Genomic DNA, 11,098 nt, shown 5'->3' with positions numbered 1-11,098 from the left:
CTGCAGGCCGACGCGCACCGGCTGGAGGCGCTGGCGCCGCGCCTCACGCGCAGCCTGCAGCGCAACACCGACGTCGCCCACCATCGCGTCGACGCGCTGGCGGCGCGGCTGCACGCCGTCGATCCGCGTCAGGTGCTGGCGCGCGGCTATGCGTGGCTGGAAGACGGCGCCGGCGCACCGGTCGCCAGCGTCGCCTCGCTGTCGCCGGGCCAGCGGCTGGGGGCCGTGCTGTCCGACGGCAGGGCGACGGTCGACGTGCTGCAAGTGACGTCATCCGCGGAGCCCCTGCAACCCGCTGGCGCTCTGCCTACAATGCGCCCCACCTGACCCGACACTCGAAAGGACCTCACATGGAACACACGCTGCCGCCGCTGCCCTACGCCCAGGACGCCCTCGCCCCGCACCTGAGCAAGGAGACCCTCGAGTACCACTACGGCAAGCACCACAACGCCTACGTGGTGAACCTGAACAACCTGCAGAAGGGGACGGAGTTCGAGTCGCTGAGCCTCGAAGAGATCGTCAAGAAGGCTTCCGGCGGCATCTACAACAACGCCGCGCAGATCTGGAACCACACCTTCTTCTGGAGCTGCATGAAGCCTGCCGGCGGCGGTGAGCCCAAGGGCGCGCTGGCGGCGGCGATCACGGCCAAGTTCGGCAGCTACGCCTCGTTCAAGGAGGCCTTCACGAAGAGCGCCGTCGGCAACTTCGGCTCGGGCTGGACCTGGCTCGTGAAGAAGCCGGACGGCAGCGTCGACATCGTCAACATGGGCGCGGCCGGCACGCCGCTGACCACCGGCGACAAGCCGCTGCTGACGATCGACGTGTGGGAGCACGCCTACTACATCGACTACCGCAACCTGCGTCCGAAGTTCGTCGAGACCTTCCTGACCTCGCTGGTCAACTGGGATTTCGCGGAAAAGAACTTCGCCTGAACGAGGTTCACTGCGCCCAGCAAAAAGCCGATCGATCGATCGGCTTTTTTGATGGGTGCGTCAAGATATTTCAGCGCGCGAACGGCGTGCCGGACAGCTTGTCGCCGGCCTTGATGCCGCGCTTGGCGAACCAGCCCTGGTTCATCTCCAGCACGAAGCGCACCGGCTTCTTCGAGCAATGCGAATCGAGCGTCTGCGGCTTCATGTCCTCGACGTTGACGACGGTGCCGTCGTCGGCGACGAACGCGGCAGACAGCGGCAGCAGCGTGTTCTTCATCCAGAAGCACTGCACGCCGGCGTCTTCGAACGCGAACAGCATGCCTTCGTTGGTGCCCATGGTCTTGCGGAACATCAGCCCGGTGGCGCGCTGGTCGGGCGTCTGGGCGACCTGGGCCTGGATGTTGTGGATGCCGGCGGTGATCTGGATCGCGGGCAACTGCTGCGGCGCGTCCTGCGCGCAGGCGGTGCCGGCCAGGGCAGCGAGGGTGGAGAGCGCCAGCAGGGCCGGCAAGGGGCGGGAAAGAGGCTTCATGGATCGGTGTCGACGGCGGTGGGCCCAGCGAGTGTAGCGAGCGCCCATGAAAGCGAAGCTTCGACGCAGTCAAAAACGCCCGGCACGGGCCGGGCGTCTTGGCGAACTCGCAGAGTCGGGGATCAGCCCTTCTTCTCTTCCTTCTTCACTTCCTTCTTTTCTTCCTTCTTGTCAGCCTTCTTCTCGGCCTTGGCAGCCGAGGCAGCCGGCTTGGCGGCTTCAGCCGCGGGCTTGGCATCAGCGGCGAAAGCGCCGGCGGCGAACAGCGAAGCAATCAGGGCGGCCAGAATCTTGTTCATTCGATTTACCTTTCTGAAGTTTGGATCCGCTGTCCATCCTTGGGCAGCCCGCCCGTAACGCGGGCTCTCGAAAGTCGGTTGACAGGGCGGGTGACATAGAATCGCCGGCTGCAAATCGGTCGTTCCAACCAGTCGTTCAATCCCAGCAGCGCGCGGAGCAATTCATGTATCAGCACATCAAGGTGCCCGAGGGTGGGCAGAAGATCACCGTCAACGGCGACTTTTCGCTCAACGTCCCTGACCAGCCCATCATTCCGTACATCGAGGGCGACGGCACCGGCTACGACATCACGCCGGTGATGATCAAGGTGGTCGACGCCGCGGTTGCGAAGGCTTACAAGGGCGCGAAGAAGATCCACTGGATGGAGATCTTCGCCGGCGAGAAGTCGACCAAGGTCTATGGCCCGGACGTCTGGCTGCCCGAAGAAACCCTGCAGGTGCTGCGCGAATACGTGGTGTCGATCAAGGGCCCGCTGACGACGCCGGTCGGCGGTGGCATCCGCTCGCTGAACGTCGCGCTGCGCCAGGAACTCGACCTGTACGTCTGCCTGCGCCCGATCCAGTACTTCAAGGGCGTGCCGTCGCCGGTGAAGGAACCCGAGAAGACCAACATGGTGATCTTCCGCGAGAACTCGGAAGACATCTACGCCGGCATCGAGTTCGAGGCCGAGAGCGACAAGGCCAAGAAGCTGATCAAGTTCCTGCAGGACGAATTCGGCGTCAAGAAGATCCGCTTCCCGAACACCTCGGGCATCGGCATCAAGCCGGTGTCGCGCGAAGGCACCGAGCGCCTGGTGCGCAAGGCGATCCAGTACGCGATCGACAACGACAAGCCCAGCGTGACCATCGTTCACAAGGGCAACATCATGAAGTTCACCGAAGGCGGCTTCCGCGACTGGGCCTATGGCCTGGCCCAGAAGGAATTCGGTGCGCAGCTGATCGACGGCGGCCCGTGGTGCAAGTTCAAGAACCCGAACACAGGCAAGGACATCACGATCAAGGATTCGATCGCCGACGCCTTCCTGCAGCAGATCCTGCTGCGCCCGGCCGAATACTCGGTGATCGCGACGCTGAACCTGAACGGTGACTACGTGTCGGATGCGCTGGCAGCCCAGGTCGGCGGCATCGGCATCGCCCCGGGTGCGAACCTGAGCGATTCGGTGGCGATGTTCGAAGCCACCCACGGCACGGCGCCCAAGTACGCCGGCAAGGATTACGTGAACCCCGGTTCCGAGATCCTGTCGGCCGAAATGATGCTGCGCCACATGGGTTGGACGGAAGCGGCCGACCTGATCATCAGCTCGATGGAGAAGTCCATCCTGTCGAAGAAGGTCACCTACGACTTCGCCCGCCTGATGGACGGCGCGACCCAGGTGTCATGCTCGGGCTTCGGCCAGGTGATGATCGACCACATGTGACGACGCCGGGGGATGGGCCGCCAGGCTCATTCCACCGAAAACCGTCGCTGGAAACACGAAGGCCTGCCGTGAAGCAGGCCTTCGTCGTTTCAGCTGAGCTGACGCAACCCTGGCTTGATCTCACACGCGCAAACCGCTCCCACCGATCGCGCTCGCAGGCGCTCGATGTGGCAAACGGCGCCCGAGTGCGCCAAACCGAGACTGCATCAGCCGCCAGCGCCACCGAAATGGCGCCGACGGCCCATTGATCGCCACGCCGCTTCCGCGGCGCACGTGTCAGGCTGCAGCAGCTGAGGACTCTGTCACGTCAGCAGAACGTCGCTGGCGTGACTCTGGTGCTGCGTCGTCGGCCAGCGGGCAGATGTTCTGCGCCAACTGGCCTTTCGGCCCCTGCACCATTTCATAGCTCACTCGACCGCCCTGTTTGAGCGTTCGAAAGCCTTCACTCTGGATGGCGGAAAAATGTGCGAACACATCCTCGCCACCCCCTTCAGGTTCGATGAAGCCGAATCCCTTCGCATCATTGAACCACTTCACTGTTCCGACGGCCATATTGGTCTCCTGTCCCTGTGAGCGGAGAATTTTGTGCGCCACCTTGGTGACTGTCAAGGCGCAGCAAACCAGGGTTCAGGGCCATGCAACCAAATGCATTGCCGCGGGTCTGTGTGGATCAACAATGCGCGAACAGCGGGGCGCTTGTGATGCATTTCCGGGGCTTGTAGTTCGTTCACCCGTCGCAATATCCGTTCGAGTGACCACAGCGAAATCAACTCTATAGAATGGTTCCATGCCCGAGGAAAAACCGACCCCGCCCGAGCCGCCGCTGACGCGGCCGAAGCCCGACGACGGGCAGGGGGCGGTCGTTGCCGAAAGGCAGGCCGCCAAGACCGAGCCGCCGCGCATGTACCAGGTGGTACTGCTCAACGACGACTACACGCCGATGGAGTTTGTCGTGATGGTGCTGCAGGAGTATTTCCAGCGCGACCTCGAAACCGCGACGCAGATCATGCTCAAGGTTCACAAAGAGGGCCGCGGAGTCTGCGGCGTCTATACCAAGGACGTCGCTGCAACCAAAGTCGAATTGGTGTTGGCCGCTGCCCGCCGGGGCGGTCACCCGTTGCAATGCATTATGGAGGCCGCATGATCGCGCAAGAGCTTGAAGTCAGCCTGCACATGGCGTTCGTCGAGGCGCGCCAGCAGCGCCACGAATTCATCACCGTCGAGCACCTGCTGATGGCGCTGCTCGACAACCCGTCGGCCGCGGAGGTGCTGCGCGCCTGCTCGGCCAACATCGACGACCTGCGCAAGAGCCTGGCGCAGTTCATCAAGGAAAACACCCCCACCGTCGGCGGCGCCGAAGAGGTGGACACGCAGCCGACGCTGGGTTTCCAGCGCGTGATCCAGCGCGCGATCATGCACGTGCAGTCCACCGGCAGCGGCAAGAAGGAGGTGACCGGCGCCAACGTGCTGGTCGCGATCTTCGGCGAAAAGGACTCCCACGCCGTCTATTACCTGCACCAGCAGGGCGTGACACGCCTGGACGTCGTCAACTTCATCGCCCACGGCATCAAGAAATCCGATCCGCCGGAGCCGGCCAAGCCGAGCGAAGGCGGCCCGAACGCCGAAGGCGAGAAGGAAGAGGGCGAGGGCAAGGGTTCGCCGCTGGACCAGTTCACGCAGAACCTGAACCAGCTGGCCCGCGACGGCAAGATCGATCCGCTGATCGGCCGCGAGCTCGAGGTCGAGCGCGTGATCCAGATCCTGTGCCGCCGGCGCAAGAACAACCCGCTGCTGGTCGGCGAGGCCGGCGTCGGCAAGACCGCCATCGCCGAGGGCCTGGCCTGGCGCATCACGCAAGGCGACGTGCCGGAGATCCTGGCCGATGCCAACGTGTATTCGCTCGACATGGGCGCGCTGCTGGCCGGCACCAAGTACCGCGGCGATTTCGAGCAGCGCCTGAAGAGCGTGCTGAAGCACCTGAAGGACCAGCCGAACGCGGTGCTCTTCATCGACGAGATCCACACGCTGATCGGTGCCGGTGCGGCCTCGGGTGGAACGTTGGATGCGAGCAACTTGCTGAAGCCGGCGCTGAGCTCCGGTGCAATGAAGTGCATCGGCGCCACCACCTTCACCGAGTACCGCGGCATCTTCGAGAAGGACGCGGCGCTGTCGCGGCGCTTCCAGAAGGTCGACGTGGTCGAGCCGTCGGTCGAGCAGACGGTCGAGATCCTGAAGGGCCTGAAGTCGCGCTTCGAAGAGCACCACAGCGTCAAGTACGCGCTGGGGGCGCTGCAGGCCGCCGCCGAGCTGTCGGCCAAGTTCATCAACGACCGTCACCTGCCCGACAAGGCGATCGACGTGATCGACGAGGCCGGTGCCGCCCAGCGGATCCTGCCGAAGAGCAAGCAGAAGAAGACGATCACCCGCAACGAGGTCGAGGAAATCGTCGCCAAGATTGCGCGCATCCCGCCGACCAGCGTGTCCAGCGACGACCGCTCGAAGCTGAAGACGCTGGACCGTGACCTGAACAGCGTGGTGTTCGGCCAGGAACCGGCGGTCGAGGCGATCGCGGCGGCCATCAAGATGGCGCGCTCGGGCCTGGGCAAGCCGGACAAGCCGATCGGCTCGTTCCTGTTCAGCGGTCCGACCGGCGTCGGCAAGACCGAGGTGGCCAAGCAACTGGCCTTCATCCTCGGCATCGAGCTGATCCGTTTCGACATGAGCGAGTACATGGAACGCCATGCCGTGAGCCGCCTGATCGGTGCGCCGCCGGGGTACGTCGGCTTCGACCAGGGCGGGCTGCTGACCGAGGCGATCACGAAGAAGCCGCACGCGGTGCTGCTGCTCGACGAAATCGAGAAGGCGCACCCGGACGTCTTCAACGTGCTGCTGCAGGTGATGGACCATGGCACGCTGACCGACAACAACGGGCGCAAGGCCGACTTCCGCAACGTCATCATCATCATGACGACGAACGCGGGCGCGGAGACGATGAACAAGTCGACGATCGGCTTCACGAACGCCCGCGAGCAGGGCGACGAGATGGCCGACATCAAGCGCCTGTTCACGCCGGAGTTCCGCAACCGCCTCGACGCGACGGTGAGCTTCCGTGCGCTGGACGAAGACATCATCATGCGGGTGGTCGACAAGTTCCTGCTGCAGCTGGAAAGCCAGCTGTCGGAGAAGAAGGTCGAGGTCACCTTCACCGATGGGCTGCGCAAGCTGCTGGCGAAGAACGGTTTCGACCCGTTGATGGGTGCGCGCCCGATGCAGCGCCTGATCCAGGACACGATCCGGCGTGCGCTGGCCGACGAGCTGCTGTTCGGCAGCCTGGTCGACGGTGGCCGGCTGACGGTGGACGTCGATGCCGACGGCAAGACGGTGCTGGACATCCAGCCGGCGAAGAAGATCGACAAGCCGAAGGCCGAGCCGGCGACGGCGTAAAGGAAGACGGGGCCCGCGGGCCCCGTTTTTCATGGGTCATTCCGCAGAGAGCCCGAACGCGAAGCGCGCCGCCGGATCCTGCGCGAAGAACCCGCGCAGCAGCGCATACAGCTGCGGATCCCACTCCAGCAGGTCCGGCGCCGAGACGAAGAAGGTCTCGCAGGCCACCGCGAAGAACTCGCCCGGCGCCTCGGCGCCGTACGGATCGATCAGCGTCTCCTCGCCGCGGTCGACCTCGTCGCAGAAGCGTTCGTAGCTTGCGTCGAGCACGCGGCGCCAGGCCAGGTGGGCCTCGCGTCCGGGCAGCGGCGGAATGCCGTCGGCCTCGCCGTCGCGCATGTCGATGACGTGCGCGAACTCGTGGATCACGACGTTGTAGCCCCAGTCGGCGCTCTCGGCAGCGTCCTCGACGTCGCGCCACGACAGCGTCACCGGCCCGCCCTCCAGCGCCTCGCCGGCCAGCACTTCCTCGTACTCGTGCACGACGCCGTCCTCGTCCATCACCTCGCGCTGCGCGACCATCTCGTCCGGGTGCACGACGATGCCGACGAAGCCGTCGTACCAGTCGAGGCCCAGGTTCAGGATCGGCAGGCAGGCCTGCGCGGCGATCGCGACCGCCATCGCGTCGCTGACCTCCAGCCCGTGCGTGCCATGGAACTGCTTGCGCGCGAGGAACAGCGTCGCCAGCGTGCGCAGCCGCCCGGCATCGTCGTCGTCGAGTTCGGCCAGGAAGGGGTAGCGCATGCGCGTGTCCGCCCACAGCGCGTCGGGGATCGCGCGCTGCGCCAGCGTGCGCTTCTCGCGCCAGCCCTGCACGGTGTTCCAGACGCGGCTCAGCATCGCGGGCTTGTCAGGGCAGCGCCACGCCGGGCGGTGCGATGCGCTTGAAGCCGCGCTCGCTCCAGCGCAGCACCTCGGCGCGTCGCGGCGGGTGGTCCAGGTCCCAGTCGCTCAGCACGTGGCGCAGCAGGCCCGGGGCCAGCGGCTCGCTGCCGGGATGGTGGGTGTGGCCATGCACCATCGTCGTCGCGCCGGCTTCGTGCAACCAGCGCACCGCGGCAGCGCCATCGACGTCGGCCCAGTCCATCGGGGTTGCGTGCAGCTGCTTGCGCTGTTCGCTCTCGTTGCGCACCGCGCGCGCATAGCGCTGCCGGTCGGCCAGCGGCTTCGACAGGAACTCCTGCTGCCAGGCCTCGCTGCGCACCACGGCGCGGAACTGCAGGTAGGCGGTGTCGTCCAGGCACAGCGCATCGCCGTGCGTCAGCAGCACGCGCTGGCCGAAGGCCTCGAGCACCGTCGGGTCGGGCAGCGCGAGCACGCCGCAATCGCGCAGCATCTCCAGCCCGACCAGGAAATCGCGGTTGCCCGCCATGAAGCCGACGGTGCGCCGGCAGGCCGCCTCGGCCAGTTCGTTCGCGCAAGCCGCCTCGAAACCCTCGAAGCGGCTGTCGTCGCCGGCCCAGACCTCGAACAGGTCGCCGAGGATGAACACCGCGTCGGCGTCGGTCGTGCGTAGGTAGGCCGACCAGGCCTCGAAGCTGCGCGGCGTCTCGGCCCCCAGGTGCAGGTCGGAGATGAAGTCGATGCAGCGCCAGTCGGCCGGCGCTGCGTATTCCCACAGGCTGGGCAGGGGAGGAGGTGCCGGCTTGCGCGTCATCTCGCCCGGGTCCTGCCGGCCGTCGCTCAGGCGACGACCTTGGCTTCGGTGATCACGACGTCCTCGAGCGGCACGTCGCTGTGGCCACCCTTGTTGCCGGTCTTCACGCGTTCGATCGCGTCGACGATCTCCTGGCCCGACACCACCTTGCCGAACACCGCATAGCCCCAGCCGGACGGCGATTCGGACTTGAAGTTCAGGAAATCGTTGTCGGTCGCGTTGATGAAGAACTGCGCCGTCGCCGAATGCGGCGCATTGGTGCGCGCCATCGCCAGCGTGTAGTGGTTGTTCTTCAGGCCGTTGCCGGCCTCGTTCTGGATCGGTGCCTCGGTGGGCTTCTGCTTCATGCCGGGCTCGAAGCCGCCGCCCTGGATCATGAAGCCCTTGATGACGCGGTGGAACACCGTGCCGCTGTAGTGGCCCTTCTCGACGTACGAGAGGAAGTTCTTGGCCGACAGCGGGGCCTTGTCCGCGTCGAGTTCGATGCGGATGGTGCCGTGGTTGGTGACCAGGTCGACGAGTTGGCTCATGTTATTTCTCCAGCGTGGCTTGCTTGATGATGACGGGCTCGACCGGGACGTCCTGGTACGGGCCCTTGTTGCCGGTGGACACGGCGCGGATCTTGTCGACCACGTCCATGCCCGCGACGACCTTGCCGAAAACGGCATAGCCGTTGCCGTCGCGCGATTGCGCGGCGTTGAGGAATTCGTTGTCCTTGACGTTGATGAAGAACTGCGAGGTGGCCGAGTTCGGATCCATCGTGCGCGCCATCGCGACGGTGCCGCGCTGGTTGGTCAGGCCGTTGCGGGCCTCCAGCGGGATCGGCGCGCGCGTCTGCTTTTCCTTCAGGTCGGGGGTCATGCCGCCGCCCTGGATCATGAAGTTCGGGATCACGCGGTGGAAGACGGTGCCGTTGTAGTGGCCGTCCTTCACGTACTGCAGGAAATTGGCCGCCGACTTCGGCGCCTTCGCCGCGTCGAGCTCGATGACGATGTCGCCCATCGAGGTCGCGAGCTTCACCTTCTGCGCGTACGCGGCCATGCTGCCCGAGAGGCCGATCACGCCGGCCACCAGCAGCGGCACCCATGCCTTCATTGATTTCACAGAATCACTCCTTCGAAGAATATTTTCCATTGTCCACCTTCCTTCCCCCAGTACTGGCGTTTCAGCGGGCCGGTCAGCTGGCCGCTCAGCACCTCGCCGAAGGTGACGATCAGCACCTCGCCGGCGTCGCGCCACGACAGGATGGACATCTCCTTCAGCGCGGCCGTGCGGCCGCGCGTGGCCTGCAGTTCCTTGTCGACCATCTGCGACCACTGCGCGATGTCGGCGCTGCCGCTCTGGAACTGCGGCGAATAGAAGCTCAGCAACCTCGCGACGTCGCCTTGCGAACGCGCGACGCGCCACTGCTCGACCATCGCACGCGCCGCGCTGCGCTCGCGTTCGGCCTGGGCACTTGCGACCCATTCGATCTTCGGCGCGATGACCACCGGCGTGCGCCGCGGCGACACGTCGCGCAGCAGGCGCGCCAAGTCGGTGTTGGCGAGCACCACGCAGCCGTCGGTGGTCTGCGGGCCGCGCGCGAAGTTGCTCGGCGGCACCCCGTGCAGCCAGATGCCGCCGCCGGTCTTGCCGCGCCGGCGGTCGTACTCGTTCGGGTAGTTCAGCGTCAGCGCGCCGGGGCCGTAGAACTCGGCCACCTGCCGGGTGGTGAGCCGGCTGGTGATGAAGTAGACGCCGAGCGGCGTGCGCTGGTCGCCTTGCTCCTTCTTGTCGACGCCGAGCCGGCCGAGCGACACGTAGTGGTCGGCGATCAGGCGCAGGCCCTTGGCGTCGTTGGAGAACAGGTACAGCCGCGAGCGGCTCGCGTCGACCGCGATCGCATGGCGGGTGCTCGGGGGGATGTCGAGGAACTGGCGCGGCAGCGCATCGGCCGGCGGGCGCTCGGTGAGGGCGGCCAGGCGCAGCGCGGCTTCCTGGCGCAGCTGCGCGAGCTGGTCCGGCGACGACGCGGCCACGCCGGGCGGCACCGCGCCCATCGTCTCGAGCGGCTGGCGCCGTGCCAGCAGCAGGTCGCCGTAGACGAGTTGCGCCAGCTGGAAATTCGGCACGTCGCGCGTCAGCGATTCGGCCTTGCCGAGCGCCTGTCGCGCGGCGCCCTGGCGGATCAGCTGGTAGATCTCGATCAGGCGGGCTTCGGGCGATGCGTGGCCGGCCGGCGCGGTGCTGCGCGCCACCACCGGCTGCAGCGGCGCGGCGGCGGCCGGCGGCAGTCCGGCCAGCAGCCAAGGCAAGAGGCCGAGCTGCCATGCCGCCCGCTGGCAGCGCTCACGCAGGCGTCGGATCACGAGCCGGTGCTTTCCTTCTGGATCAGCCAGCGGCCGGACACGCGCACCATCTCCAGCGTCTTGCGGCTCGACACCTTCAGCGCATCGGCGCTGTAGGCCTGGCGCACCTGCACGACGGCCTTGTCGCCCTGGACGCGGATGTTGAAGTCGCTCAGCGCGACGCTGATGCTGCGCTTGCCGGTGATGCGGGCGCGGCGCTCGGCCTCCCAGGCCGTGCGCGACTTGCCGCCGTCGAAGTCGGGGGTGTAGGACGCGAAGTAGGCGTCGATGTCCTTGCGTGACCAGGCATCGGCCCAGGCCAGCGCGGCGGCTTCGATGTTCTGCGCATCGGCACCGGCGGCGGCCGAAGCCGGCTTCGCCGCGACGGCAGCGGGCGCAGGCGCAGGTGCCGGAGCGGGGGCCGCCTTCGGTGCCGCGGCGACGACGACGGGCGCGGGTGCCGGTGCAGGCGCCGGCGCGGGCTTGGCC

General features: G+C 66.4%; 14 protein-coding genes. 5 read left to right on the top strand and 9 right to left on the bottom strand.

The annotated features are described in order from the left end of the window. Both AC1DYN_RS29495 and AC1DYN_RS29490 read left to right on the top strand, forming a co-directional pair. Positions 1-327: exodeoxyribonuclease VII large subunit (locus tag AC1DYN_RS29495; protein WP_477965823.1), on the top strand; the 327-nt coding region annotated here is incomplete at its 5' end. A 23-nt stretch (positions 328-350) separates the two neighbouring features. Then, positions 351-932, top strand: a complete 582-nt coding sequence (locus AC1DYN_RS29490) for a superoxide dismutase (RefSeq protein WP_477965821.1) — start codon at positions 351-353, stop codon at positions 930-932. Between the two features lie 70 nt (positions 933-1,002). Here AC1DYN_RS29490 and AC1DYN_RS29485 read toward each other — a convergent pair whose 3' ends face one another. Beyond that, a complete protein-coding gene (locus AC1DYN_RS29485; protein ID WP_477965819.1) occupies positions 1,003-1,464 on the bottom strand; it encodes a DUF192 domain-containing protein in 462 nt (153 codons plus the stop codon). A 122-nt stretch (positions 1,465-1,586) separates the two neighbouring features. Then, positions 1,587-1,763: a hypothetical protein gene (locus AC1DYN_RS29480; protein ID WP_477965817.1), complete on the bottom strand. Its 177-nt coding sequence runs from the start codon at positions 1,761-1,763 to the stop codon at positions 1,587-1,589. Between the two features lie 164 nt (positions 1,764-1,927). On the opposite strand from AC1DYN_RS29480, the gene icd reads away from it, so the two are divergent. Further along, positions 1,928-3,181, top strand: coding sequence for an NADP-dependent isocitrate dehydrogenase (gene icd / locus AC1DYN_RS29475; RefSeq protein WP_477965815.1), 1,254 nt, complete (start codon positions 1,928-1,930; stop codon positions 3,179-3,181). Positions 3,182-3,457: 276 nt separating this feature from the next. Here the strand turns inward: icd and AC1DYN_RS29470 are convergent, their stop codons facing one another. After that, entirely contained in the window at positions 3,458-3,733 is a 276-nt protein-coding gene (locus AC1DYN_RS29470; protein ID WP_477965827.1) for a cold-shock protein, read from the bottom strand. Between the two features lie 235 nt (positions 3,734-3,968). On the opposite strand from AC1DYN_RS29470, the gene clpS reads away from it, so the two are divergent. After that, entirely contained in the window at positions 3,969-4,325 is a 357-nt protein-coding gene (clpS, locus tag AC1DYN_RS29465) for an ATP-dependent Clp protease adapter ClpS (protein ID WP_477965813.1), read from the top strand. After that, positions 4,322-6,625, top strand: coding sequence for an ATP-dependent Clp protease ATP-binding subunit ClpA (gene clpA / locus AC1DYN_RS29460; RefSeq protein WP_477965811.1), 2,304 nt, complete (start codon positions 4,322-4,324; stop codon positions 6,623-6,625). Before clpS ends, clpA begins: the two co-directional genes overlap by 4 nt. A gap of 36 nt (positions 6,626-6,661) precedes the next feature. On the opposite strand, the gene AC1DYN_RS29455 is transcribed toward clpA, so the two are convergent. From AC1DYN_RS29455 to AC1DYN_RS29430, 6 genes are all read right to left on the bottom strand, one after another. Further along, positions 6,662-7,465, bottom strand: coding sequence for a M90 family metallopeptidase (locus AC1DYN_RS29455; RefSeq protein WP_477965809.1), 804 nt, complete (start codon positions 7,463-7,465; stop codon positions 6,662-6,664). A 10-nt stretch (positions 7,466-7,475) separates the two neighbouring features. Continuing rightward, positions 7,476-8,282, bottom strand: coding sequence for a UDP-2,3-diacylglucosamine diphosphatase (locus AC1DYN_RS29450; RefSeq protein WP_477965807.1), 807 nt, complete (start codon positions 8,280-8,282; stop codon positions 7,476-7,478). Positions 8,283-8,308: 26 nt separating this feature from the next. Then, positions 8,309-8,812 (bottom strand): peptidylprolyl isomerase, encoded by a 504-nt coding sequence (locus AC1DYN_RS29445; protein WP_477965805.1) that lies wholly within the window; start codon positions 8,810-8,812, stop codon positions 8,309-8,311. A gap of 1 nt (position 8,813) precedes the next feature. Then, positions 8,814-9,377: a peptidylprolyl isomerase gene (locus AC1DYN_RS29440; RefSeq protein WP_477965825.1), complete on the bottom strand. Its 564-nt coding sequence runs from the start codon at positions 9,375-9,377 to the stop codon at positions 8,814-8,816. A 5-nt stretch (positions 9,378-9,382) separates the two neighbouring features. Next, the gene (locus tag AC1DYN_RS29435) at positions 9,383-10,630 is read right to left on the bottom strand and encodes a L,D-transpeptidase family protein (RefSeq protein WP_477965803.1); all 1,248 of its coding nucleotides are present in this window, start codon (positions 10,628-10,630) and stop codon (positions 9,383-9,385) included. After that, a partial coding sequence (locus AC1DYN_RS29430; protein WP_477965801.1) for a nuclear transport factor 2 family protein occupies positions 10,627-11,098 on the bottom strand: 472 nt, incomplete at its 5' end. The genes AC1DYN_RS29435 and AC1DYN_RS29430, both read right to left, overlap by 4 nt.

The organism is Rhizobacter sp. P2_D12 (assembly GCF_056404395.1).
The sequence above is the reverse complement of the archived record's forward strand: the minus strand, read 5'-3'. Positions and strand labels throughout refer to the sequence as shown.

Excerpts from the sequence above, each read along its gene's own strand:
- AC1DYN_RS29490 (WP_477965821.1), top strand. The coding sequence starts at position 351 with ATGGAACACACGCTGCCGCCGCTGCCCTACGCCCAGGACGCCCTCGCC.
- AC1DYN_RS29485 (WP_477965819.1), bottom strand. The coding sequence starts at position 1,464 with ATGAAGCCTCTTTCCCGCCCCTTGCCGGCCCTGCTGGCGCTCTCCACC.
- AC1DYN_RS29480 (WP_477965817.1), bottom strand. The coding sequence starts at position 1,763 with ATGAACAAGATTCTGGCCGCCCTGATTGCTTCGCTGTTCGCCGCCGGC.
- icd (WP_477965815.1), top strand. The coding sequence starts at position 1,928 with ATGTATCAGCACATCAAGGTGCCCGAGGGTGGGCAGAAGATCACCGTC.
- AC1DYN_RS29470 (WP_477965827.1), bottom strand. The coding sequence starts at position 3,733 with ATGGCCGTCGGAACAGTGAAGTGGTTCAATGATGCGAAGGGATTCGGC.
- clpS (WP_477965813.1), top strand. The coding sequence starts at position 3,969 with ATGCCCGAGGAAAAACCGACCCCGCCCGAGCCGCCGCTGACGCGGCCG.
- clpA (WP_477965811.1), top strand. The coding sequence starts at position 4,322 with ATGATCGCGCAAGAGCTTGAAGTCAGCCTGCACATGGCGTTCGTCGAG.
- AC1DYN_RS29455 (WP_477965809.1), bottom strand. The coding sequence starts at position 7,465 with ATGCTGAGCCGCGTCTGGAACACCGTGCAGGGCTGGCGCGAGAAGCGC.
- AC1DYN_RS29450 (WP_477965807.1), bottom strand. The coding sequence starts at position 8,282 with ATGACGCGCAAGCCGGCACCTCCTCCCCTGCCCAGCCTGTGGGAATAC.
- AC1DYN_RS29445 (WP_477965805.1), bottom strand. The coding sequence starts at position 8,812 with ATGAGCCAACTCGTCGACCTGGTCACCAACCACGGCACCATCCGCATC.
- AC1DYN_RS29440 (WP_477965825.1), bottom strand. The coding sequence starts at position 9,377 with ATGAAGGCATGGGTGCCGCTGCTGGTGGCCGGCGTGATCGGCCTCTCG.